Source organism: Bradyrhizobium sp. BRP19, assembly GCF_020194195.1.
Classification (GTDB): domain Bacteria; phylum Pseudomonadota; class Alphaproteobacteria; order Rhizobiales; family Xanthobacteraceae; genus Bradyrhizobium; species Bradyrhizobium yuanmingense.
This window is the reverse complement of the sequence record NZ_JADYVZ010000004.1, coordinates 267,046-291,379: the sequence shown is the minus strand read 5'-3', so window position 1 is coordinate 291,379 and position 24,334 is coordinate 267,046. Positions and strand designations below refer to the sequence as shown.

23 protein-coding genes are annotated in these 24,334 nt (G+C 64.5%); 9 read left to right on the top strand and 14 right to left on the bottom strand.

Annotation, left to right across the window (positions count from 1 at the left end; genetic code table 11):
- Positions 1-62 precede the first annotated feature (62 nt).
- From I6F36_RS15920 to I6F36_RS15880, 9 genes are all read right to left on the bottom strand, one after another.
- Positions 63-926 (bottom strand): sugar phosphate isomerase/epimerase, encoded by an 864-nt coding sequence (locus I6F36_RS15920; protein ID WP_225171729.1) that lies wholly within the window; start codon positions 924-926, stop codon positions 63-65.
- Entirely contained in the window at positions 926-2,116 is a 1,191-nt protein-coding gene (locus I6F36_RS15915) for a dihydrodipicolinate synthase family protein (RefSeq protein WP_225127392.1), read from the bottom strand. The genes I6F36_RS15920 and I6F36_RS15915 overlap by 1 nt, the downstream gene beginning before the upstream one ends.
- 120 nt (positions 2,117-2,236) lie before the next feature.
- Entirely contained in the window at positions 2,237-3,388 is a 1,152-nt protein-coding gene (locus tag I6F36_RS15910) for a Gfo/Idh/MocA family protein (RefSeq protein WP_036004662.1), read from the bottom strand.
- Positions 3,385-4,779: a hypothetical protein gene (locus I6F36_RS15905; protein WP_225171728.1), complete on the bottom strand. Its 1,395-nt coding sequence runs from the start codon at positions 4,777-4,779 to the stop codon at positions 3,385-3,387. Before I6F36_RS15905 ends, I6F36_RS15910 begins: the two co-directional genes overlap by 4 nt.
- A 4-nt stretch (positions 4,780-4,783) precedes the next feature.
- Entirely contained in the window at positions 4,784-5,614 is an 831-nt protein-coding gene (locus I6F36_RS15900; protein WP_192893460.1) for an ABC transporter ATP-binding protein, read from the bottom strand.
- A gap of 14 nt (positions 5,615-5,628) precedes the next feature.
- Entirely contained in the window at positions 5,629-6,621 is a 993-nt protein-coding gene (locus I6F36_RS15895; RefSeq protein WP_036025832.1) for an ABC transporter substrate-binding protein, read from the bottom strand.
- A 57-nt stretch (positions 6,622-6,678) separates the two neighbouring features.
- Positions 6,679-7,488, bottom strand: a complete 810-nt coding sequence (locus I6F36_RS15890; RefSeq protein WP_225127396.1) for an ABC transporter permease — start codon at positions 7,486-7,488, stop codon at positions 6,679-6,681.
- Between the two features lie 321 nt (positions 7,489-7,809).
- Positions 7,810-8,517 (bottom strand): TetR/AcrR family transcriptional regulator, encoded by a 708-nt coding sequence (locus I6F36_RS15885; protein WP_193375190.1) that lies wholly within the window; start codon positions 8,515-8,517, stop codon positions 7,810-7,812.
- A gap of 174 nt (positions 8,518-8,691) precedes the next feature.
- On the bottom strand, positions 8,692-9,540 hold the full coding sequence (locus I6F36_RS15880; protein WP_225171727.1) for a VOC family protein: 849 nt from the start codon (positions 9,538-9,540) through the stop codon (positions 8,692-8,694).
- 212 nt (positions 9,541-9,752) lie between these two features.
- Here I6F36_RS15880 and I6F36_RS15875 point away from each other — a divergent pair, with 212 nt between their 5' ends.
- Together I6F36_RS15875 and I6F36_RS15870 are read left to right on the top strand one after the other, a co-directional pair.
- A complete protein-coding gene (locus tag I6F36_RS15875) occupies positions 9,753-10,646 on the top strand; it encodes a sugar kinase (RefSeq protein ID WP_057027031.1) in 894 nt (297 codons plus the stop codon).
- A 6-nt stretch (positions 10,647-10,652) separates the two neighbouring features.
- Entirely contained in the window at positions 10,653-11,561 is a 909-nt protein-coding gene (locus I6F36_RS15870; protein WP_225171726.1) for a ribokinase, read from the top strand.
- A 160-nt stretch (positions 11,562-11,721) separates the two neighbouring features.
- Here I6F36_RS15870 and I6F36_RS15865 read toward each other — a convergent pair whose 3' ends face one another.
- Positions 11,722-12,939: an NAD(P)/FAD-dependent oxidoreductase gene (locus tag I6F36_RS15865; protein ID WP_036004678.1), complete on the bottom strand. Its 1,218-nt coding sequence runs from the start codon at positions 12,937-12,939 to the stop codon at positions 11,722-11,724.
- Between the two features lie 226 nt (positions 12,940-13,165).
- On the opposite strand from I6F36_RS15865, the gene I6F36_RS15860 reads away from it, so the two are divergent.
- A complete protein-coding gene (locus I6F36_RS15860) occupies positions 13,166-13,960 on the top strand; it encodes an enoyl-CoA hydratase/isomerase family protein (RefSeq protein ID WP_225171725.1) in 795 nt (264 codons plus the stop codon).
- Between the two features lie 218 nt (positions 13,961-14,178).
- Here I6F36_RS15860 and I6F36_RS15855 read toward each other — a convergent pair whose 3' ends face one another.
- On the bottom strand, positions 14,179-15,891 hold the full coding sequence (locus tag I6F36_RS15855; protein ID WP_225171724.1) for an IlvD/Edd family dehydratase: 1,713 nt from the start codon (positions 15,889-15,891) through the stop codon (positions 14,179-14,181).
- Between the two features lie 365 nt (positions 15,892-16,256).
- On the opposite strand from I6F36_RS15855, the gene I6F36_RS15850 reads away from it, so the two are divergent.
- Positions 16,257-17,228 (top strand): hypothetical protein, encoded by a 972-nt coding sequence (locus tag I6F36_RS15850; RefSeq protein WP_225171723.1) that lies wholly within the window; start codon positions 16,257-16,259, stop codon positions 17,226-17,228.
- A 15-nt stretch (positions 17,229-17,243) separates the two neighbouring features.
- On the opposite strand, the gene I6F36_RS15845 is transcribed toward I6F36_RS15850, so the two are convergent.
- Positions 17,244-18,176: a LysR family transcriptional regulator gene (locus I6F36_RS15845; RefSeq protein ID WP_109144533.1), complete on the bottom strand. Its 933-nt coding sequence runs from the start codon at positions 18,174-18,176 to the stop codon at positions 17,244-17,246.
- A gap of 105 nt (positions 18,177-18,281) precedes the next feature.
- On the opposite strand from I6F36_RS15845, the gene I6F36_RS15840 reads away from it, so the two are divergent.
- The 4 genes from I6F36_RS15840 (at position 18,282) to I6F36_RS15825 (ending at position 20,728) form a co-directional block, all read left to right on the top strand.
- Positions 18,282-19,094 (top strand): SDR family oxidoreductase, encoded by an 813-nt coding sequence (locus I6F36_RS15840; protein ID WP_036004628.1) that lies wholly within the window; start codon positions 18,282-18,284, stop codon positions 19,092-19,094.
- Positions 19,095-19,124: 30 nt separating this feature from the next.
- On the top strand, positions 19,125-19,658 hold the full coding sequence (locus tag I6F36_RS15835) for a YkgB family protein (protein WP_082641336.1): 534 nt from the start codon (positions 19,125-19,127) through the stop codon (positions 19,656-19,658).
- A 162-nt stretch (positions 19,659-19,820) separates the two neighbouring features.
- On the top strand, positions 19,821-20,273 hold the full coding sequence (locus tag I6F36_RS15830; protein WP_036025851.1) for a carboxymuconolactone decarboxylase family protein: 453 nt from the start codon (positions 19,821-19,823) through the stop codon (positions 20,271-20,273).
- Positions 20,274-20,317: 44 nt separating this feature from the next.
- Positions 20,318-20,728 (top strand): cupin domain-containing protein, encoded by a 411-nt coding sequence (locus I6F36_RS15825; protein WP_036025852.1) that lies wholly within the window; start codon positions 20,318-20,320, stop codon positions 20,726-20,728.
- 7 nt (positions 20,729-20,735) lie between these two features.
- Here the strand turns inward: I6F36_RS15825 and I6F36_RS15820 are convergent, their stop codons facing one another.
- Positions 20,736-21,560, bottom strand: a complete 825-nt coding sequence (locus I6F36_RS15820; protein WP_109144535.1) for an NAD(P)-dependent oxidoreductase — start codon at positions 21,558-21,560, stop codon at positions 20,736-20,738.
- A 90-nt stretch (positions 21,561-21,650) separates the two neighbouring features.
- Between I6F36_RS15820 and I6F36_RS15815 the strand changes: the two genes are divergently transcribed.
- Positions 21,651-22,628 carry an SMP-30/gluconolactonase/LRE family protein gene (locus tag I6F36_RS15815; RefSeq protein ID WP_225127408.1) on the top strand — a complete coding sequence of 326 codons (978 nt, stop codon included), beginning with the start codon at positions 21,651-21,653 and terminating at the stop codon, positions 22,626-22,628.
- A 241-nt stretch (positions 22,629-22,869) separates the two neighbouring features.
- Here the strand turns inward: I6F36_RS15815 and I6F36_RS15810 are convergent, their stop codons facing one another.
- Positions 22,870-24,300, bottom strand: coding sequence for an aldehyde dehydrogenase family protein (locus tag I6F36_RS15810; protein ID WP_225171722.1), 1,431 nt, complete (start codon positions 24,298-24,300; stop codon positions 22,870-22,872).
- Between the last annotated feature and the right edge of the window lie 34 nt (positions 24,301-24,334).

The following is a 24,334-nucleotide window of genomic DNA, read 5'->3' as shown; positions in this document are numbered from 1 at the left end:
GATTCGACGGTAAAATCGATGATAGCGCAATTGTCTGACTTTTCACGAGACACTCGAGGCAACTACACCACCGTCCGATGTCGCTGGATGCAGGTCTTCAGCACCTCGTCCATCGGCTTGCCCCACCATTCGTTGGAGAAGATCTCGATCTCGGAATAGCCGGCAAAGCCCTGCGCTTCGACCGCTGCACGCACCGATCTGATGTCGATGACGCCGTCGCCCATCATGCCGCGGTCGTTGAGGACGTCCCTGGTCGGCACCAGCCAGTCGCAGACATGGAACGCCAGCAGGCGGTCCCGGCCGGCGCGTGCGATCTGGTCCATCAGCTCCGGATCCCACCAGATGTGATAGACGTCGAGCGCGACGCCGAGCATGCCGGTGCGGCCGGGGTCGAGCCGGTCGCAGATATCGAGCGCCTGCTTGGTTGTGTTCACGCAGGCGCGGTCGGCCGCATAGGCCGGATGCAACGGCTCGATCGCCAACGGCAGCTTGGCTTGCCTCGCGTAGTCGAGCATGTCAGCGAGCGCTTCCTCGACCTGCCCGCGCGCTGCCACCAGATCCTTCGAAGCCTGACTGCCCGGCCGCGAATATTGCGGCAGGCCGCCGACGACGAGGACGATGCAGGGCGCGCCCAGTGCCTTGGCTTCATCGACACAGCGCCTGTTATCGTCGCGCACTTCGCCCCGGCGCGAGACATCCGAGGTGAACATGCCGCCGCGGCAATAGCCTGAGAGATCAAGGCCAGCCTCGCGCACCGCGCGCGCGACGCGGTCGAGACCGACGTTCGCGACCTGGTCGCGCCAGGGATCGATGGCTCGGATGCCGTGCTTCGCGCAGGCCTCGATGATGGCGACGAGGTCACCCTGCTTGCGGACGGTCGCCGTGTTCAGCGACAGCCAGCGGTGGTCGGACGAAAAATCGCGCATCAGGATTCGATACCGTGGGTGGCGAGCACGGTTTTCATCCGTTGCGTCGCGAGTTCAGGGTTGGCGAGCAGGCCGGCCTTGTCAGCGAGACGGAACAGTTCGGCCAAATGCAGCGTGGACCGCGTGCTCTCCTGTCCGCCGACCATGGTGAAGTGATCCTGGTGTCCGTTGAGATAGGCCATGAACACGACGCCGGTCTTGTAGAACCGCGTCGGCGCCTTGAAGATGTGACGCGACAGCGGGACCGTCGGGCCAAGCACGTCGTGGAAGCCGGCCTCGTCGCCTGCCGCCAGCCGCGACAGCGCGTAGGACGCCGCCGGCGCGATGGCATCGAAGATGCCGAGCAACGCGTGTGAAAAACCTTCGCTATCGCCGGCGATCAGCTCCGCGTAGTTGAAATCGTCGCCGGTATACATCTTGATCCGCTTGTCCAGACGCCGGCGCATGTCGATCTCGCGCTGCTTGTCGAGCAGCGAGACCTTGACGCCGTCGACCTTGGCGGCATTGCCGTTGATGATGGCGACGGCAATGTCCATGGCCTTGTCGAGATCCCTCGTGCCCCAATAGCCCGCCAGCGCCGGATCGAACATGTCGCCGAGCCAGTGGATGATGACGGGCTCACGGACTTGCGAGAGCACGCGGTCATAGACTTTGGCGTAATCGTCGGCATTGCGACCGAGTTTTGCGAGGGCCCGCGAGGCCATCAGGATGATGCGGCCGCCGACTTTCTCCACCGCCGAGATCTGCTCTTCATAGGCGCGGATCACGTCGTCGAGGCTCCCAGCGTCCTCGACCGCGAGATGATCGGTGCCTGCACCGGAGAACACCAGCGCATTGCGCCGCTTGGCGGCGGCGACCGAGCGCGTGATCAGCTCCAGCGAGGTCGGCCAGTCCAGCCCCATGCCGCGCTGCGCGGTGTCCATGGCTTCGGCAACGCCGAGGCCGAGGTCCCAGACGTGCTCGCGGAAGGCGATGGTCTTGTCCCAGTCGACGGCGGCCGACAGCCAGGGATCGTTGTCGGCAAAGGGATCAGCCACCGTGTGCACGGCCGAGAAGGCGATGCGGTTCAGCGGCCCCTCGAGCTTTGCGGGGAACGTGCGCGAGGCCGCGAGCCGATAGGTCTCGATCGAGCGATCGGCTTTGGGCAGCTTCAGCGACAGGGATGACATTGGTTGGACGGGCTTGTTCATTTTGGTCCTCTCTCCGTCATTGCGAGGAGCGAAGCGACGAAGCAATCCAGGGTCTTTCCGCGGAGGCAGTCTGGATTGCTTCGCTTCGCTCGCAATGACGAAATCATGAGCATCGGAATGTCACACTTTGATGGGCGCGACGTCGATCCAGCGGCGCTCCTTCCAGCTCTTCAGCGCGCATTCGGCGAGCTGAACGCCCTTGGCGCCTTCGAGCAGCGTGAACTTGTAGGGCGCATCCTCGTAGACGTGGCGGATGAACATTTCCCACTGCTCTTTGAAGCCGTTGTCGTAGGTGACGTTATCCGGGAGCTTCTGCCAGTCGCCGTAGAAGTCGTGCAGCCGCTTCTCGTCGGGATTCCACACCGGGCGCGGTGTCGCCTGCCGCGCCTGGATCATGCAGTCGGTGAGCCCCGCGACCGCCGAGCCGAGCGTGCCGTCGACCTGGAAGGTGACGAGGTCGTCGCGATAGACCCGCGTCACCCAGGACATGTTGATGTGGGCGATGATGCCGCCTTCGAGCTGGAACGTGGCGTAGGCGGAATCGTCAGCAGTCGCCTTGTACTTCTTGCCCTGCTCGTCGAAACGCTCGGGGATGTCGGTGTTGCCGATGCAGCTCACGCTCTGGACGTTGCCGAAGAGGTTGTCGAGCACGTAGCGCCAGTGGCAGACCATGTCGAGGATGATGCCGCCGCCATCCTCGTCGCGATAGTTCCAGGAGGGCCGCTGCGCCTCCTGCCAGCCGCCTTCGAACACCCAATAGCCGAACTCGCCGCGCACCGAGAGGATGCGGCCGAAGAAGCCGGAATCGCGCAGGAAAGCGATCTTCTTCAGCCCCGGCAGAAACAGCTTATCCTGCACCGTGCCGTGCTTGACGCCCTTGGCATTGGCGAGCTTCACGACCTCGACCGCTTCCTCGAAATTCGTCGCAATCGGCTTCTCGCAATAGACGTGCTTGCCGGCGTTGATGGCCTGGGTCAGCAGGCCGGGACGGGCCTGCGTCGTCGCGGCGTCGAAGAACATGGTGTCGTTCTTGTCGGCGAGCGCGGCATCGAGATCGGTGGTCCAGCGCGTGATGTTGTAGCGTTTGGCCAGCGCCTCGACCTTGTCGGCGCTGCGGCCGACCAGGATCGGGTCGGGCATGACACGGTCACCGTTCTTCAGGCGCACGCCGCCCTGGTCGCGGATCGCGACGATCGAGCGGATCAGATGCTGGTTGAGCCCCATCCGGCCGGTGACGCCGTTCATGATGAGGCCGAGGCGTTGGGTGGTCATGCCAATTGCTCCTGAGATCTTGGCTGGGCGAGCGGGCGCAATGCCGACCAGTCCGGATGGACCGACGAGGCGAAGCCCGCGCAATGAAGCGATCCCGTCAGGAGATCGCCGTCGTGAATGGAGAGCCGGATACCCCGCCTGGCATCGGCATAGAGATCGGGATGCGCGGCGGCGAAGGCCTGAGCTTCTGCTATGGGCGTTTCACCGAAGCCATCGACGTAGTGGTGGCCGTTGCGCTCGGCGTGGGTGACGCCGATGAAGGCACCGAGCGCAAGATCCTGCTGCACGGCAAGGCCGGCCTGGCAGGTGAGGTCCTCACCAGTGATGAAGAAGGCTTCGCCTTGCGCGCTCCATTTCGCCACACGCGTGGCGTTGATGATGGACTTGTAAAGTCCCTTGCAAGATTTCGAGGAGATGCCGCGATAGCCGAGCGCCCGTGCTGCCGGGAACGCGTCGTAGGAATCGTCGGCTTCGTCGATGATGAAGCCGCGTGTGCCCAGCGCGCCGAGCGGCGTTCGCCGCGTAATGTCGCGCGGCATCGGCTGCTCGACATAGAGCAGGCGCGCGGCAATCGGGCGCAGCGCGGCGTCGCGATTGAGCCCGTCCATCAGCGCCTGTAACGCGGCGAGATCGGCATACTGCTCGTTGGCATCGAGCGTCACCTTGTAGTCGCGTCCAAGCGTGTCGAGCTGCTTGCCGATCCGGGCGAGCCGCGCCGCATCGGCAGCCGGATCGCCGGACAGCTTGAGCTTGAAATAGCGTGCTCTGGTATTCTCGCGTGGATCGGCAACGCCGCCCTCGCCTTCCACGACATCATCAAGGCCGACGGTATGCCTGATCGCAACACGCTCGAGCGGCACCCGGCCGGCGAGGAACGTCCTGATGTCTTTCTCGCTCACGTCAGGAGAAAGCCGCGCATCGATGCCGGCGATGTTGCCGGCTATTCCGTCGAAGAAGCTGGTCTCGACGGCGCGGAGCAGCGCATCGAGAATGGCCTTGTCGATCTCCGCGGGGCCGTAGGCAGCAGCCAGCGCCGGAATATTCTTCTTCGCGCAGGTCGTGATCTGGGCACCGATGCAGGAGGCATGCAGATCGAACGCCGTCTGGAAGCCGGTCCGTGCCAGATAGAGTCCGCGCGCGATCTCCAGCGAGCGACGCAACTCGTCCACCGTCTGCGCTGGCGACAGCTCCGGCCGCTTGTCGAACCACTTTGGCACCAGCAGCTCGGCGCTGGCACCGACGGCGGTGCCCCGGCCCTCGACCTCGATCTCGGCCCGCACGAACAGCTGCGGCGTCGCGTTGATCGTGATCGCACCGAAGCGGAACGGCCGCGCGAACTGCACGGGACGTTCGAAGAAGGCGATGTCTCGCAGCTTCAGGCGGGGGGACATGGTTTCAGTCCAACGCCCCTTGCGAGAAGAAATGCTTGCGGATGCGCTGCACCAGCTCCGTAAACACCGGGTCGGCCATCGCGTCGAGCGAGCGCGGGCGCGGCAGCGGCACGTCGTAGATCGCGGCGATCGCGCCGGGGCGCTCGGTCATGACCAGCACGCGGTCGGCGAGGAACACGGCCTCCGGAATCGAATGCGTGATCAGGAGCACGGTCTTCTTCGTCTCGCGCTGGATCCGCATCAATTCGACATTCATGCGCTCGCGTGTCAGCGCGTCGAGCGCGCCGAACGGCTCGTCCATCAGCATGATCTTCGGATCGTGCACCAGCGCGCGGCAGATCGAGGCGCGCTGCTGCATGCCGCCGGAGAGCTGCCAGGGCAACTTCTTCTCGAAGCCTTCGAGGCCGACCAGCTTCAGCAGCGACTTGGCGCGGTCGAGATATTCCTGGCGCGGCAGGCGCTTCATGTCGATCGGCAGCATCACGTTGGAGAGGATGTTGCGCCAGGGCAAGAGCAGCGCGTTCTGGAACACGATGCCGACATTGCCGTGCGGCGTCGTCACCTTCTGGCCCTCGACCAGGATCTCGCCCGTGGTCGGCGCCAGCAGGCCCGAGATCAATTTGAGCAACGTGGACTTGCCGCAGCCGGAAGGGCCGACCACGACGAAGAACTCGCCGTCATTGATGTGGAAGTCGAGCGGCCGCAGCGACGGCACATCGCCGTCGCGCGTCCGGTAGGTCTTCGACACGCCCGACAGCTTGATGCCCGACGCATCGCCGGCAGCCCGGTCGCTCACCAGTCTCAGATGAGCGGCCGACTGCGCGGTTTCACTCATGACAGTCGCAGGTTTCACGAGCCGCTCTTCGGCAGGTAATCGCTGGTGTAGAAAGCCTTCGGGTTCTCCTTGGCCTTGGCGTCGAGGCCGCCATATTCGACCAGCAGGTTGACGGTCTCGGTCATGTTCTGGTCGGTGACCTGGAACGGCCGCTTGCCCTTGGTCTCCGCGGTCCGGTAGAGCGGGATGGTCAGCTCAAAACCCTGCGTCAGCGTGTCGATCTTGCCGCCCTTGGGGTTGGCATCGAGGATCGATTGCGCCGCCGCCTTCGGCTCCTTCTCGGCAGCTTCGACCGCCTTGGTCGTCGCCGACATGAAGCGGCGGACGAGGTCCGCATTGGCCTTCACGTAGTCGGTGTTGGCGATGACGCCCGAGGAGACCATGTTGATGCCGTAGTCGGCGAACTTGATCGGATAGACATCCTTGCCGGTCGCGTCCTTGATCTTCATCGACTGATCCATGACGTAGCCGAGCAACAGATCCGCCTGGCCGTTGATGACGGCGTTGAGCTTGGTCTGGCCGTCGCCGGCGACGGTCTTGAAGTCGCTTTCCTTCAGGCCGGTCTTCTTCAGGAACAGCGGCCAGATCTGCGTCATGGAATCGGCCGGCGTGATCGCCACCGTCTTGCCCTTGATGTCTTCAGGCTTCCTGATGTTCTTGTCGGCGAAGCCCATGGCGGACATCGGGCTCGTTTGCAGCAGCACGCCGGTTGCGACCACGGGCGCGCCCTTGATCGCGGCGCGCATCATGGTGGGGACGTCGACATAGCCGAAGTCCGCGGTCTTGGCGGCAACCGCCTGCGTGGTCGCAGCCGAGCCGCGGCCTTCCTGGATCTCGAGCTCGATGCCTTCGGCGGCGTAGATGCCCTTGGCCTTGCCGTAATAGAACGGCGCGTGCTCGCCATAGACGTACCAGTTCAGCATCAGCACGACCTTGTCGGCTGCCTGCGCCGGCATGGCTGCGAATGCCATCAGTGCTACGGATGCAGCTCCAATCAACCGCTTCATCGTTTCTCTCCCTTGCCGTTGGTTGCGTCGGCCGTTGGTGGCCGCTCGTTGCTTTAGTCAGGATGCAAAGATCATGTCCTCGCGCTGGCTGACATGCCAGGGAATGACCAGCTTCTCGACCCGGTCGACGATCCAGAACAGGACCACGCCGAGCAGCGCCAGGATCACCAGCGCCGCGAACATCGTCGGCAGGTCGAAAGTGCCGATCGAGCGCTGCATCACGTAGCCGATGCCGGAATTGGAGCCGACGAACTCGCCGACCACCGCGCCGACCACGGCCAGCGTCACCGACACTTTGAGACCGGAGAAGATCGCCGGCAGCGCATGCGGCAGGTTCACCGCGCGGAACACCTGCAGGCGGCTGCCCTGCATGGCACGGGCGAGATCGACCATATCGGGATCGACCGATTTGAAGCCTTGCACCGCGGAGACCACGACCGGGAAGAAGCCGAGCAGGAACGCCGAGATCACCTTGGGAATGATGCCGAAGCCGAACCACACCACAAACAGCGGGGCGATCGCGATCTTGGGCACCGATTGCGAGAACACCAGCAGTGGATAGACGTAGCTCTCCACCGTCTTCGAGCCCGCGATCAACATCGCGACGGGAATGCCGAACAGCGCCGACAGCAGGAAGCCGCAGACGGTCGCATAGGTGGTCGGCCAGGACTGGCGCAGCAGCTCCGGCCATTCGGTGCGCAGCACGGCGACGACGTCGAGCGGCGCCGGTATCTGGTAGGCCGGGATTCTGAACAGCCGGATCGCGAGATCCCAGGCGACGACGATGAAGACCAGGAACAAGAACGGCCGAACCCAGGCTGCATTCAGCAGCTTGGAAACAGCGTTTTGCGGCTTCGGCTCGGCCAATTTTCACTCCCGGCAGTCTTCTTCGTTATGGGGAGAAATTAACCCGTTGGATAAATACTGTCCAGAGCTTTCCCTGTGACGTTTTGTGCTCGGGGTTCCGGGAGCTTTTGGGGACGGGACTATCGCCTTCCGTGTCCCGGACGCGCTGCAATGTAAGCGTTGCTGCGCTGCGTCGGGGCACGGGGGCGGAGTGAGGTGCACGCGCCTCCACGTGGTCATTGCGAGCGCAGCGAAGCAATCCAGAATCTTTCCGCGGAGACAGTCTGGATTGCTTCGCTGCGCTCGCAATAACGGAGCAAGGCGCCCCATCATGGCTACGGGCTACACCGCCTGCACGACCGCGGCGCGCGACTTCGGCGTCTTCGCGATCTCGAACAGCGCCGCGGATTGCCCCGTCAGCGCGGCCAGCACCAGGCCCACCATATGCGCCAACCGCTCCTCCTTGGCCTTCTTGTCCAGGAGATCGCGGCCGAAGATCACGCTCAGCGTTGCCGAATTGGAGAGATAGAAGAAGCTGAGCGCTGCGATCGAGATGTAGAGCTGCACGGGGTCGACCGCGACCTGGAAGTCGCCGCTGTCGACGCCGCGGCGCACCACGGTGCGGATCATCTCGACGAAGGGCGAGTGCATCGACTTGACCTTGGTCGATTTCTTCAGGTGCTTGGCGCGCGCGAGGTTCTCGGTCTGCAGCAGCGAGAGGAATTCGGGATTGCGCAGGAAGTAGTTCCAGGTGAACTCGATCAGGCGGCGGATCGCCTCGGGCGGATCGAGATGTTCGAGGTCGAGCCCCCGCTCCTCGCTGCGGATCTTGTCATAGGCGCCTTCGAGCACCGCGAGATAGAGCTCGTCCTTGTTGCCGACGTGATAGTACAGCATGCGCTTGTTGGCGCCGGCCTTGGCGGCGATGCGGTCGACGCGCGCGCCGGCAAGGCCATGGGCGGAAAACTCCTGCTTGGCGGCTTCGAGAATGCGCAGCCGCATCCCCTCGGGGTCACGCTGCCATTTCAGAGTTCGCTTTGCCTTCGCCAAACCGGGTGCTCGCTGGGTGCCGACAAGACGCGTGTAGCACGCGAGCGTGAGTTTGAGAATGTTCGTCATTCCGGGGCGCGCCTCTTGGCGCGAGCCCGGAATCCATTGGGCGGCAGAGTCAGCCGCGAAATGGATTCCGGGTTCGATACTACGCATCGCCCCGGAATGACAGAATCACTCCACCGGCCTCGGCGAACGCTCCAGCAGCACGGTCTGGATTCCGCAGGTGCCGTTGCGCACGGTCATGATGCGCGTCCCCGGCTTGCGGCCGGTGCGGACCTCCGAGACGTCGAGTCCGCTCGCGATCAGGCGGGCGCGGGTGGCGTCGATGTCGCCGACCCGCCAGCTCAGGCCCCAGAGCCGGTCATGCGCGGCATCGCCGCCCGCGACCGGGCGGCGCACCACCTCGACGATGAGGTCGCCGCAGCGGAAGAACATCAACTGGCCCCAGTCCTGGTGCGAGCGGTCGAGCGCGAGATCAAGACCGAGCCGGGCGCCGTAGAGCGCGGCGGCGCGCTCGGAATCCTCCGTGGTGACGACGACGTGGTCGAGTCCCTCGATCGGCGCGATGTCGGTCGCGGCCGATTTCGGACGCTCGTCGGCCAGCTCCAGGAAGAACATGCGCACGCCGCGTGTCAGCTCCGTCGCGGCCCGCGTGCGCTTCCAGTGCAGCACGGCGTCGGTGGCGGCGTGGCTGCTTTCGACCTCGGCGACCGTATCAGGCCTCAGGGCCACCCGCTCCAGCCGCCGGTGCATCTTGCCGATGTCGGCGACACGAAAGCACAGGCTGGCGAGGATGCCTTCCTGGTCGCCGAGCAGTGCGCGCATACGGTCGGCGGTGACGCTGAAGCCGTGAGGGGCCATCAGCTCGATGGTCATGTTGTCGAGGGTGAACAGCACCCGGTCGGCGCCCTCGCCCGAGTTCTGCCAGGCCGGCGCGCGGGCGAGCAGCGTCTGATAGGCCGCCTTGGCCGCGCCGATATCGCCTACGAGAACGACGATGTGATCGAGGCCGGTGATCATTCTGCACCCTTTTTGTGGACCGGGAACCCCGGGAGCGAAAGACGGCGTTTGTCCGGGCTTGGCATGGGCCAGTGATGGTCGTATTCCCGGACCATGCTGACCTCAAGCGCTTCGGACGGCAGTTTTGCGAATAATTTCAGCGTCCCTCCGGAGCGGAACCGGTGCTAGAGTAATCTCGCCGGCCGGGACCACAAGCGCATCACGGACAAGCAATGCAGGCTCTCTTCATCGGACAGACCTATATCGACGTCGTCTTCATCACCGACCACATGCCGACCGGCGACGAGAAGCACGTGGCGCGCGACTACGCGGTCTCCTTCGGCGGCAATGCGGTGACGGCGGCGTTCTGCTGCGCCAAGCTCGGCATCGTGCCGGACCTGATCGCGACCGCAGCCAATGACTGGCTGGGGCGCATGTTCCAGGACATGTGCGCGAAGTACGGCATCTCGCTGCATGGGCGCAAGGTCAACCAGTCCTCGCTCTCCTTCATCATGCCCAAGGACGGCAAGCGCGCCATCGTCCGCTGCCGCGACGACGAGCACATCCATCCCTTTCCGATGCTCAATCTCGGCGGCTGCCGCGCGCTGCATGTCGACGGCCACCAGCCGGATGCCGCCATCCACTACGCCAAGGTGTGCCGCGAGGCCGGCATCCTGACCTCGCTCGACGGCGGCGGCCTGCGCACCAACACCCATGAGCTGCTCGAATTCATCGACGTCGCCATCGTCGCCGAGCGCCTGTGCGAGCAGATGGATCTGACGCCGGAGAAGATGCTCGACTATCTCAAGAGCCGCGGCTGCAAGATCGGCGGCGTCACCATGGGCGAGAAGGGCCTGTTCTGGTACGACGAAACCGGCACGGTGCAGGTGATGCCGGCGATGCCGATCCCGCGCGAGCGCGTGATCGACACCAACGGCGCTGGCGACGTCTTCCACGGCGCCTATGTCTATTCCTACCTCGCCCATCCCGGCAAAAGCTGGCGCGAGCATTTCGACTTTGCCCGCGCCGCCTCGACCTACAAGATCCAGCGCCTCGGCAACGAGGCCGGCTTGCCGACGCTGGTCGATATCGCCAAGGTCAGGCACGAGTTCGAGGTCAGGGTCTAGAAAGAGATGGGGCGGGTCTTCGTTGCCGGCAGCATCAACATGGATGTGGTGGCGACGGCCGATCGCCATCCACGAATCGGCGAGACCGTCGCCGGCCGCCAGGTCCTGTATTTCCCAGGCGGCAAGGGCGCGAACCAGGCTGTCGCGGCCTCGCGGTTAGGGGCGCGGACCACGCTGATCGGGCGGCTGGGCAGGGATTCGTTGGGCGCTGAGCTGAAGGCCTTTCTCGGCGACCAGGGCATCGATCTCGGCTACGTCGTGGAGACGGCCGAGGCGCACACCGGGACGGCCATCATCACGGTGGCCGAGGCCGACAACACCATCGTCGTCGTTCCCGGAGCCAACGGGCTGGTCGGCGCTGATGACGTCAAGGTCGTGCCGCTGCTGAAGGGCGATGTCGCCGTCAGCCAGTTCGAGATTCCGCTGCCGACGATCGCTGCCTTCTTCCACCGCGCCCGCGCGGCGGGGGCAGTGACCGTGCTGAACCCGGCGCCGGCGCAGAAGATGCCGGGCGAGCTGCTGGCGCTGGTCGACATCCTCGTGCTGAACGAAACCGAGCTCGGCTTCCTCGCCGGCGTTGAGCTCTCCGAGAGCGACGCGGCCGGCCGCATCATCGATGTCGCGCGAAAACTTCAGGCGCGCGAGGACCAGACCATCTGCGTCACGCTCGGCAAGCGCGGCGTGCTCGCGCTGGCCGGGCACGAGGAGATCTCGGTGGCCGGCCGTGTGGTGAAGGCACTCGACACCACCGGCGCCGGCGACTGCTTCGTCGGCGCGCTCGCCGCGCAACTGGCCGAGGGCGCAGCCTTGCGCACGGCCCTCGTCTTCGCTAACGCCGCGGCCTCGATCAGCGTGCAGCGCATGGGCGCCGGCCCGTCGATGCCGACGGGGGCGGAAGTGGCGGCGATACTGTAGAGGCCTCTTCGCCTCTCCCCGCTTGCGGGGAGAGGTCGGAATTTGCGAGAGCAAATTCCGGGTGAGGGGGACTCTCCGCGAGTCCGACTGCCATCCTATGCGCGGAGAAAGCCCCTCACCCCAGCCCTCTCCCCGTAAGAACGGGAGAGGGAGAAGAACTTCATGCCAGCGCGCTCTTGAGGTCGAAGCTCTCGTCCGCGGCCTGCTCCGGCGTGATGGAGCGGTCCATAGCCTGCAATCTCCGGCCGAACATGTGATCGCCGGCGCGGTTGATGGATTCGATTCCGAGCAGCTTGTCGCCGTGATAGCAGAACGCTGAGAATGCCTTCTTGGCGGGATCGCCGCGCAGCACGACGCGGTCGTAGCCGGTCGTCAGTCCCGCGATCTGAAGCTTGTCGTCGCCCTGATCGCTCCAGAACCAGGGATGGCTGTCGTACGGTTTCTTATCCCCGGTCAGCTTTGCCGCGAGGCAGCGGGCCTGATCGGTGGCGTTCTGCACCGATTCCAGCCGCAGCGAGCCACCGAAGCGCGGGCTTGCGAACAGCGCGCAATCGCCAATGGCCGAAATGTTGGGATCAGCCGTCGACAGATATTCATCGACGATGATGCCGGCGGCGACCGGCAGCCCTGCCTCGGCCGCGAGTTCGATGTTCGGCAGCACGCCGACGCCGACCACGACGAGGTCAGCCGGCAGATGCCGCCCGTCGCTCAAGGACACGCCGGTGACCTTGCCGGCCTCGGCTTCGATCGAGGTCGCCTGCACACCGAGATGGATACGGATGCCGGCCTCGCGGTGGCGCGCCTGAAAATATTCGGAGACCTCCGCCGTCACCGCCCGCGCCATCACACGCGGGGCGAGCTCGAGCACGTCGACCTCGAGGCCCTTGATGCGGGCGGTCGCGGCAAATTCGAGGCCGATGAAGCCGGCGCCGATGATCACGGCGCGCGTCTTCGACGGCATGATCGCGCGCAGCGCCTCGCTGTCATCGAGAATGCGCAGATATTTCACGTCGGGCAGATTGGCATTGGGCAGATCGAGCAGGCGATTGCGCGCGCCGGTCGCCAGCACGAGGTGCCAATAGTCCAGCGTCTCGCCGGATGCGAGATGCACCTTACGCGCGGCGCGGTCGATCGAGGCGGCGCGGCCGGCGATCAGCTCGATGCTCTGGTCCTGGTAAAACTTCTCAGGCCTGAACATCAGGCTCTCCGGGCCCGCGGAGCCCTTGATGTAGGCCTTGGACAGCGGCGGCCGCTGATAGGGCAGATGCGGCTCGTCATTGATCAGGCAGATGCGCTCGGCAAAGCCGGCCTGGCGCAGCGATGCCGCGATCTGGTAGCCGCCATGGCCGGCACCGACGATGATCACCGGGCCAGTCATCGGACAGCCCATTTCCGGAAGACACGAGCGTGACCCATGCCGCCTCCTCTCTCGCTGATTTTGCTTGCTGGCCTTGCGAGGAGCCGGCGCTCGTGTCCGTCCCTTGGCGAAAGCGGCTCCATTTGAGCCTATCGTTCCGCCCGGCGCAAGAGCGGTGGTTCGGGGATTGTCACCCCTGCCCTTCTGCGATTTAGTTCGAGCCTCGACCTCCTGCCGGAGAATCCAGATGACCGCTCCCGTCTCAAAGCCCGACGATCCCGCCCTGCTCAAGGTCGACGGCCCGATCGCGACCATCACGCTGAACCGCCCTGCCGCATTCAACGCAATCGACTTTGCGATTGCGCAGAAGCTCGAGCAGCTCGCGGCCTATCTCGAAGGCGCCGACGACATCCGCGTCGTGGTGCTCGAAGGCGAAGGCCGCGCGTTCTGCGCCGGCGGCGACCTGCAGACGATCGGGGCCGCCGCCGAAGCCGGCACGGTGACGCCCGTCGTCGGCGAGCTATTGAAGCACTATCACGCCTTCATCGAGATCATCAGGCGCATGCCGAAGATCTCGCTGTCGAGCGTGCACGGCTCGGCCGCCGGCGCCGGCATGGGCCTCGCCTTCGTCACCGATCTCTGCATCGCCGCTGACGATGCCAAGTTCACGCCGGCCTATGCCAAGATCGGGGTGTCGCCGGACGGCGGCTCGACGGTCGGCATCGTCGGCACGGTCGGCTCCCGCCGGGCGCTGCAGATCTTTCTCGCCGAGGATAATTTTACCGCGCAGCAGGCCTATGAATGGGGCTTGGTTGCCAAGACCGTCCCCGCGGCCGAGTTGAAGACCGCGACGCGAAAACTTGCCGAGCGTCTCGCGCAGAACCCGCCGGCTTCAATCGCCGGCACCAAGCAGCTGGTCTATCAGGCGGCGACCACGCCGGTGAAGCAGCAGCTCGATGCCGAGGAGCACAAGATCATCATGGCGATGAACACGGAAGCGTTCCGCACCGCCGTGAAGAAGTTCACGAGCAAGAGCAAGTAGCGGCCACACGATCGGTGGCAGGGCGGCGCCGGTGCGTACGCCTCGTCCTTCGAGACGGCGCTTACGCGCCTCCTCAGGATGAGGCTCATCAGCGTCAGTGCCCGTTGAAACTGCAGCCGCGCACTCCGACCTCATCCTGAGGAGCCCGCCTAAAGCGGGCGTCTCGAAGGATGGCCGCAGGGAAAGCTCCCAAATGCGATACCACTGCGGTCGGCGGCTCAGCCCTTCGCCGGGCCCGTCCTCTGCATGAAGTCGAAATCGCAGCCCTCGTCGGCCTGCAGGATGGTCTCGTTGAACAGCCAGGCGTAGCCGCGCCGCGCCTCTTCCGGCGCGGCCACCGGCTTCAACGCAGCGCGGCGCCGCTCCAACTCGGCGGCGTCAACCAAGAGCTCGATGCTGCGCTTGGCCACATCAAGGCGGATCATGTCGCCGTTCTCAACCAGCGCCAGCGGCCCGCCGACGGCGGATTCCGGGGTGATGTGCAGCACGATGGTGCCGAACGCGGTGCCGCTCATGCGCGCATCCGAGATGCGCACCATGTCCTTGATGCCGCCGCGCGCGAGCTTCTTCGGGATCGGCAGATAACCGGCTTCCGGCATGCCCGGCGCGCCCTTCGGGCCGGCGTTGCGCAGCACCAGCACGTCGTCGGCGTTGACGTCGAGATCGGGATCGTCGACCCGCAAGGTCATGTCCTCGACGGATTCGAACACGACGGCGCGCCCGGTGTGCTGCAGCAGCTTCGGGCTGGCGGCGGATTGCTTGATGACCGCGCCGCGCGGGGCGAGATTGCCGTGCAGGATGGCGAGGCCGCCCTCCTTCTTGATCGGATTATCACGCGGACGAATCGCATCCTGGCCCGGCACGTCCTCCGCATTCGCCGCGATCTCCCGCAACGTCTGGCCGCTGATGGTCTTGGCATCGAGGTCGACGAGATCGCCGAGCTGCGCCAGCAGCTTCGGCACGCCACCAGCGTGGTGGAAGTGCTCCATATAATGCTCGCCGGACGGCTTGAGATCGACCAGCACAGGCACCTCGCGGCCGATCTGGTCGAACGCTGCGAGATCGAGCCGGTGCGGCGAGCGATGCGCCATCGCGGTCAGATGGATCAAGCCGTTGGTCGAGCCGCCGATCGCCTGCAGCACGACTTGCGCGTTCTTGAACGAGGCCGGCGTCAACACTTCGCTCGGCTTCGGACCCTTGGTCTTGGCCATCTCCGCGGCAACCTTGCCGCTGGCCTCGGCAAGACGGAAGCGCTCGGCATGCGGCGCCGGAATCGTCGCGCTCATCGGCAGTGACAGGCCCATCGCCTCGATCATGCAGGCCATGGTCGAGGCCGTGCCCATCACCATGCAGGTTCCGACCGACGGCGCGAGGCGGCCATTCACCGCCTCGATCTCGGCATCGTCCATGTCGCCGGCGCGATATTTCGCCCAGAGACGGCGGCAATCGGTGCAGGCCCCCAGCACCTCGCCCTTGTGATGACCGACCACCATCGGCCCGACGGGGATGACCACGGTCGGCAGGTCGGCGCTGATCGCGGCCATCACCTGCGCCGGCAGCGTCTTGTCGCAGCCGCCGATTACGATCACCGCATCCATCGGCTGGGCGCGGATCATCTCCTCGGTGTCCATCGCCATCAGATTGCGCAGATACATCGAGGTCGGATGCGCAAAGCTCTCGGCGATCGAGATGGTCGGGAACACGAACGGCATCGCGCCCGACAGCATCACGCCGCGCTTGGCGGCTTCGATGATCTGCGGGACGTTGCCGTGGCAGGGATTGTAGTCGCTATAGGTGTTGGTGATGCCGACGATCGGGCGCTCCAGCGCGTCATCGGAATAGCCCATGGCCTTGATGAACGCCTTGCGCAGGAACAGCGAGAAGCCGGCATCGCCATAGCTCGTCAGACCCTTGCGCAAGCCACTCGTCATCAGGGCGCTCCCTTCAGCTTTTGTCGTGGTGGTAAGGCCAGCGCCCTGATTGTCAATAACTCGACTTGCAGGCCTGACGCTTGGTTTCTGGCACTCCTGAGCACCGCGCGGCATTGCCGCACGGGACGGCGCCGAACGCGCAGGGAATCTCCCGTTTCCAGCCTCTCCAGCGTGGATCGGACCCGACCCGCCGCCCAGCCGAAGTGAATTCCATTGAACGCAACTAAGAATGATTAGCAAGTAGTTGCACGGCCGGCCATTCTGTGGAATTGTTCTTGCGAATGACTTGCAATCGCAGGGGCTTCGCGTGAACCAAGCTCCTTGCGTCGATCAGTGTCCTTGGTTCGCGCGGGTTGGTGGATGTCGTGCTGAGAAAGTTGAGCTTGCGGGGCGCAATAACGGCCGCAATTGTCGTCGCCGGTCATCTGGCGAGTTGCGTCTCCGCCTCTGCCGACGACGGTCCACGCGGCCTCGCCTATGCCTGGCCCGGCTCAGAACCGGCCCCCGGCGTCAGCAAGCTGACGGGAGGTTTGCCGTCGGCTCATTCGGAGATCGACACCGAGCACATCTTCGGTTTCAGCATGGGCTCCGACATCGGCAAGCCCGGCGAAATGGAGATCGAGTTCGAGAATGTCGGCGCATTCGGCAAGCGCTCCGGCACTTACGCAGCCTGGGCCAATCTCAATCAGGTCAAATACACGGTCTCGGACAACTTCCGGATCGCGCCAGGATTTGCACTGACCGGACATCACATCAATGGCGTTCCGGGACTTGCCGATCATCGCGACCTCGCTTTCGGCGGGGTGGCGCTCGAACTGCGCTACAAGCTGCTCGATCGTGCCGTCGCGCCCTTTGGGCTGACTCTCCATGCGCAGCCCGGCTGGAGCCGGATCGACGACGGCAGCGGCATGCACATCGCGCAATATGGTGCAGAATTTGCCGCCCTGTTCGATCGCGAGCTGGTCAAGGACAGGCTGTTCGCCGCCTTCAACGTCTGGTACGGGACCGGCGGAACCCGCGAGATCTCGACCAATCTTTGGCGACACGATTCCGAGATGCAGCTCCAGGCCGCGATCTCCTACGTAGTGCAGCCAGACCTCGTGCTCGGCCTCGGCGTGCGCTACGCGCGGGCCTATGACGGCGGCGGCCTCGACCGCTTTTTGGGAGACGCAGTCTTTGCTGGCCCAACCTTCTCCTACAACATCTCGAAGGAGGTCGGCATCTCCGGCACCTGGCAGATGCAGGTTGCCGGCCAGGCGATCGGCGACGTTCGCAGCCTCAACCTCGATCAGTTCGAGCGGCACCAGGCGCTGTTGCGGCTCAACCTGCATTTCTGATGTGCGGGCCCGCAGTTACGCCCGCGGCCTCCGCGGCGCAACGTTTCCGGGACTGTCGGCCAAGCGCGCCCTCAGGCGCGGCCCTGCGAAGTCGAGAAACGCTCGCAGCTTCGCTGGCATGAAGCGGTTGGGCGAGTAGACGAAGCTGACCGGCTGCGGCGGCGGTTGAAAGTCCTGCAGGACCGCAACGAGCTCTCCAGACCTCAGCGCATCCGACGCCAGATAGGAGAACACGACGGTGATCCCGATGCCTGCGCGCGCGGCATCGATGGCCGATTCCAGATTGCTCGCAATGAAGCGCGACCGCACCGGCACTGCATACTCGGTCTGCCCTCGTTTGAATCTCCACGTGCCCGGCGATTGAAGCGGAGGATAGCTGATGCAGTCGTGGGCGGAGACATCATCGGGAGCCTTCGGCGTTCCCCGCAGCTTCAGATAGGACGGGCTGGCGCAGGCGACGCGGTGAATTTCCCCCACGCGCACGGCGATCAGGCCGCTGTCGGCGAGATCGCCGACACGAAGCGCGACGTCAATGTTCTCGTCCAGAAGGTTGAGCGTCCGGTCCTGCAAGATGAGCTGAACATCCACCTCCGGAAATGCCGCAAGAAACTCGGCAAGGATCGGCTGCAAGCATAGCCGACCGAGCGCGACCAGCGTCGTGATGCTGAGATCACCACGCGGCGTGGTGTATTCGCCGGAGGCAACGCGCTCGGCTTCGGTGAGATCGGCGAGAATTCGCTTGGCCGCGGCGATGTAGGAGCGACCGGCGTCCGTTGGGACGAGCGCGCGGCTCGAGCGATGAAACAGCTTGGTCTGGAGGTGCTCCTCGAGCTCCGAAACCTTCCGGCTCACCGTTGCCAACGGCATTTTCTGACGGCGCGCGGCGGCGGACAGGCTGCCCGCCTCCGCCACCGCCAGGACCACCGACATGCTTTCGAGACGATCCATGGGACACTTCCATATTCTGGAAGGAAAGATCCCGATTTTGCCAGATACCCACCATTGCCGGAAGTGCCTATTCCTCTCCGCACCCAAACCGAAGGAGAGACGAAAATGACCCAGACCAGAACAGGCACTGCCCTCATCACCGGAGCTTCGACCGGAATCGGCGCGATCTACGCCGATCGCCTGGCGAAGCGCGGCCACGACCTCATCCTCGTTGCGCGCAACAGGCAGCGGCTCGCATCGCTCGCGCGCAGGCTCGGCAACGAAACTGGCCGCAAGGTGGAAACGGTGGAAGCCGATCTCACATCCCCTGCCGACCTCCGCCGCGTCGAGCAACTCATCAGAACCAACGGCGACATTTCGGTGCTGGTCAACAACGCCGGCGTCGGCGCCTCGGCCCCGCTGATCGATTCCGACATCGACAAGATGGAAGACATGATCCGTCTCAACGTCGGTGCACTGACGCGCCTGACCTACGCAGCGGTGCCCGGATTCATCGCCCGCGGCCACGGCACGATCATCAACATCGCTTCCATCGTCGCGATCGCGCCGGAGCTGCTCAACGGCGTCTACGGCGGCTCGAAAGCTTTCGTGCTCGCATTCACCCAGTCACTCGTTCACGAGCTCGCCGGGAAGGGCATCCGCATTCAGGCCGTGCTGCCGGGCGCCACTGCGACGGAGTTTTGGGACATCGCGGGCACGCCGGTTCACCAGCTTCCGGCAGAGATCGTCATGTCGGCCGACGACCTGGTCGACGCCGCCCTCGCCGGTCTCGACCTCGGCGAAGTCGTGACGATCCCGGCGCTGGCCGACAAGTCGGAGTGGGATCGCCACGAGAGCGCGCGGCTTGCCATGACGAACAAGCTCTCGAGCACTATTCCCGCCCCTCGCTACAACCTGCACACGCACGTGAATGCGTGAGCGAACAACCGGCATCAAACGGAGATCACCATGTCACGCATCATCAGCCAATCGTCCACCTTATCCATCGCCCTGCGTCGCACGATCAGTTGGCGCGAACAGTCTGAACGCCTGCTCGCTTACGCCGAACCGATCAGCCGGATCGGTCTCTACGCCTCGCTCGCAATCATCTACGCCTGGTTCGGCGGGATGAAATTCACCGACTACGAAGCACAGGGACTCGTACCCCTGGTCGAGAACAGTCCGCTGCTGCGATGGTTCTACACGCTGTTCTCGGTGCGCGGCTTCTCGACCTTTCTCGGCTTCGTCGAACTCAGCATCGGGCTCCTGATCGCGCTCCGCCTGTCCAGCCCGATCTACTCCGCGGCCGGCGGCCTGTTGTCGGCCGGGCTGTTCGTCACCACGCTGAGCTTCATGATCTCGACGCCCGGCGTCGTCGTGCCGGAGCTCGGGGTCCCCGCGATCACGGTCGCTCCGGGTCAGTTCCTGCTGAAGGACGTCGGCCTGCTCGCCGCTTCCTTCTGGGTGTTCACGGACTCGCTGAAGGCCGTCATCCGCAGGTGAGAGCTCAGCCACAGCGCAATAGCCGAACTCGAACAGGAGCCCCGCCATGAAAATACGATTCAACCTCGGCGGGGCTCGCGCTGCTCGCGGTGTTCGCCATCGATAGCAGCGAGAAGGATCCGACCACCGCCATCCAGCAGAATCACCGCCAAGGAGAGAAACATGAGTAAGCGTCTCGACTACAACCAGATCGCGCCGGCAGGCATCAAGGCGCTCGGGGGCGTCTACGGATACGTCCTGCAGAGCCGGCTTTCCGCCACGCTGATCGAGCTGGTTTATCTGCGGATCTCTCAGATCAACAATTGCGCCTACTGCCTGGACATGCACACCCGCGACCTGCTCAACAAGGGAGAAAAGGTCGAGAAGATCGCGCTGCTGCAGGCATGGCGCGAGGCCGGAAATCTCTTCGACGAACGCGAACGGGCTGCCCTGGCCTGGGCGGAAACGGTGACGCGGGTCGCCGAGACCGGCGTGCCCGACGAGGCATACCAGGCCGCACGCGCTGTGTTCGAAGAACGTGAGCTCGTGGACCTCACGATCGCGATCAGCCTGATGAACGCCTACAACCGCATGGCCATCAGCTTTCGCGCAATGCCGGCGGCTGCCGCCGGTTGATGCGCTCACCGACAACATCCTGCACAATCCGAAAGGACATTCACATGACGAAACGTGGAACCGTGGTTGCGGCGGCGCTGATCGCCGCAATCAGCCTGGCTTCACTCTCGGCACGATCCGAAGAGCCACGACTGGGCGACATCAAGCGCACACATCTCATGAAGGAAGCGCTGAGTGCGCCCGGGCGCGAGGTCATCCAGGTTCGCGTCGACTTTCCTCCGGGCGTCGTTGCCGTCAGGCACAGTCACCCGGGCGAAGAGCTCGTCTATCTGATCGAAGGCGAGCTGGAATATCGGCTCGACGGCAGGCCGCCCGTCATCCTGAAGGCCGGCGACGTGCTGCTCATTCCTCACGGAGTGCATCACGCCGTGAAGAATGTCGGCAGCGGCAACGCCGCGGAGCTTGCGACCTACATTGTCGAGACCGGCAAGCCGCTGTTGACGCTCGGCCGGTGAACGATCTCTACCGCTTATTCCAGTCGATCACACGATCCGGATCAGCGTCGAACTCCATGCTGCAGAACGTGCCGCCCTGGAAATAGTCGCCGACCGGGTCCGGCTTCAGCTTGGCCTGCTCGGCCATGGCGTGCTCACGGAAATCTTCGGCGCGGCCGGTGGGGCGATAGCCGAATTCGTAGGCGCGGTGGTTGTCCCACCAGGCGCGCTCGTTGAAAGAGGCGCCGTAGAATATCTCGAAATGGATGTCGGGATGCTCGAGCCCGATGCGGCAGAGCTGCACGAGATCGTCCGGCTTGAGCCAGATCGAGAGCCGGCGCTTGTCCAGCGGCATGTCGCCGAAATTGCCGATGCGAAGGCACGTCACCTTCATCCCATGCTTGTCGGCGTAGAGCGCGCCGACGGCCTCGCCGAACACCTTGCTGACGCCATAGCGGCCGTCGGGCCGCGGGGTGACATCGGTGCCGATCTTGTGATGGCGCGGATAGAAGCCGACGGCGTGGTTCGACGAGGCGAACACCACGCGCTTGACGCCCTTGCGGTACGCCGCCTCGAACAGATTGTAGCCGCCGATGATGTTGGCCTGGAGGATCTGATCCCAGGTGCCTTCGACCGAATAACCGCCGAAATGGAGAATGCCGTCGACGCCCTCGCAGATCGCCTCGCATTGCGCGAGATCGGCAAGGTCCGCGGCCTTGAATTTTTCATCGGGGCCGAGATCGGCCGGCGGCTTGATATCGGACAGAAGGAGATCCGGGTAGATCGGCGGCAACAGCTTCCGCAGGCTGGTGCCGATTCCGCCCGAAGCTCCCGTCATCAAAATACGCGCCATGTCGTCCCTCGCCGTTGGTGATCGAATTTGCGGTCACGTGTCTCTAATGATAGCAGGATTGTCCAGAGGGAACGAAACGAGAGAACCGGCATGAATGAGGCATCGTCCCACACGGAGGAACGGCCAGGCTGGCGGCCGGCGACCTATTACCCCGATCCCGCGATCAAAGCGCTCGATCCCCGCTTCGAAAAATACTGGCTGAAGCTTTCGGCGGTGGAGCGGCTGGCGACCGGCCTGCGCTGGGCCGAGGGGCCGGTGTGGTTCGGCGATGGGCGTTATCTCCTGTGCAGCGACATCCCGAACCAGCGCATCCTCAAGTGGGAGGAAGAGACCGGTGCGGTCAGCGTGTTCCGCAAGCCCTCGAATTTTGCCAACGGCAACACGCGCGACCGGCAAGGCCGGCTGATCACCTGCGAGCACGGCGGCCGGCGCGTGGTGCGCACCGAGTATGACGGCAGCATCACCGTGCTGATGGATCAATTCAACGGCAAGCGGTTGAACTCGCCGAACGATGTCGTTGTCAAATCGGACGGCTCGATCTGGTTCACCGATCCGACCTTCGGCCTGCTCGGCAATTACGAGGGCTACAAGGCCGAGCCCGAGATCGAGCCCAACGTCTATCGGCTTGATCCCGATACCGGCAAGGCGACCATCGTCGCCGAAGGCGTGCTCGGACCGAACGGCCTGTGCTTCTCACCGGACGAGAAGATCCTCTATGTCGTGGAATCGCGAGGCGTGCCCAACCGCAAGATCCTCGCTTACGACGTTTCGCCCGAGGGCACCACGATCTCGAACAAGCGCGTCCATATCGATGCCGGGCCGGGCACGCCCGACGGCATGCGCTGCGACATCGACGGCAATCTCTGGTGCGGCTGGGGCATGGGCGATCCCGAGCTCGACGGCGTGGTGGTGTTCGCACCCGACGGTGTCATGATCGGCCGCATCGCCCTGCCCGAGCGCTGCGCCAATGTCTGCTTCGGCGGCGTCAAGCGCAACCGCCTGTTCATGGCCGCGAGCCAGTCGATCTATGCGTTGTATGTGAACACGCAGGGCGCGGTGGGGGGATAGGCGCGTCTTTCTCCTTCGTCATTGCGAGGAGCTCTTGCGACGAAGCAATCCAGACTGTCACCGCGGAAAGATTCTGGATTGCTTCGCTACGCTCGCAATGACGGCGGAGAGACTTCGTAGCCCGGATGGAGCGAAGCGCAATCCGGGGCCGGTCCCGCATTACGCTTCGCTCCATGCGGGCTACAAGAGAAACGCCGGAGCGGTGCCCGCTCCGGCGTCTTGCTTACTCAGACGATAGAACTTACGCCGCGTTGAAGCCGGCGACGGCCTTCACTTCGAGGAAGTCCTCGAGGCCGAACTTGCCCCACTCGCGGCCGTTACCGGACTGCTTGTAGCCGCCGAACGGCGCGGTGCGGTCGTTGGGTACGCCCTGCAGGTTGATGTTGCCGGCGCGGATCTGGCGGCCGACGCGCTTGGCGTCCTCGACCGTCGCACCCGTGACGTAGCCCGCGAGGCCATACGGCGTATCATTGGCGATCTTGACCGCGTCGGCTTCGTCCTTGGCGCCGATGATGGTCAGCACCGGCCCGAAGATCTCTTCGCGCGCGATCGTCATGTCAGGCGTGACGTCGGCGAAGATGGTCGGACGGACATAGAAGCCCTTGTTGACGCCTTCGGGCAGGCCAGGACCGCCGGCGACGAGCGTTGCGCCCTCGTCGATGCCCTTCTTGATCAGGCCCTGGATCTTGTCCCACTGACCGCGATTGACGACCGGGCCGATGGTGGTGCCTTCGGCGCGGGGATCGCCGGCCTTGGTCTTGTCGGCGACGGCCTTGGCGATCGCGGCGACTTCCTTCATCTTCGACAGCGGCACGATCATGCGCGAGGGCGCGTTGCAGGACTGGCCGGAATTGTTGAACATGTGCATCACGCCGCCGGTCACCGCCTTGGTGAGGTCGGCGCCTTCGAGGATGACGTTCGGCGACTTGCCGCCGAGCTCCTGGCTGACGCGCTTCACGGTGGGCGCTGCGCGCTTCGCAACGTCGATGCCGGCGCGGGTCGAGCCGGTGAAGGAGATCATGTCGATATCAGGGTGCTCGCTCATGGCGGCGCCGACCTCGGGGCCGAGGCCGTTGACGAGGTTGAACACGCCCTTGGGCACGCCGGCTTCATGAAGGATCTCCGCGAAGATCAGCGCCGAGGTCGGCGTGAACTCAGATGGCTTCAGGATCATGGTGCAGCCGGCGGCGAGCGCGGGCGCGACTTTGCAGGCGATCTGGTTCAGCGGCCAGTTCCAGGGCGTGATCATGCCGACCACGCCGATCGGCTCGCGCAGCACCATGGCGGTGCCGACCGGCTCCTCGAAATGATAGTTCTTGAGCACGTCGAGCGTGGTCATGAGATGGCCGAGGCCGGCGCCGGCCTGCAGCTTCTCCGCCATCGGCAGCGGTGCGCCCATCTCGTCGGAGACGGCGGCGCCGATCTCCTTGAGGCGGCCCTTGTAGACCTCGATGACCTTGCTGAGCAGCGCGACGCGCTCTTCGCGGCTGGTCTGGGAGAAGGTCTCGAAAGCGCGCTTGGCGGCGGCAACCGCCTTGTCGACGTCGGCATTGGAGCCTAGCGCAACCTCGTACATCGCCTCTTCCGTCGCCGGATTGATCACGGCGGTGGACTTCTTGACGGCGGGGTCGACCCAGGCGCCGTCGATGTAGAATTGCATGCGATTGACCATCGTTAACCTCTTCTTGGGGGCTTGGAGGGGGCGT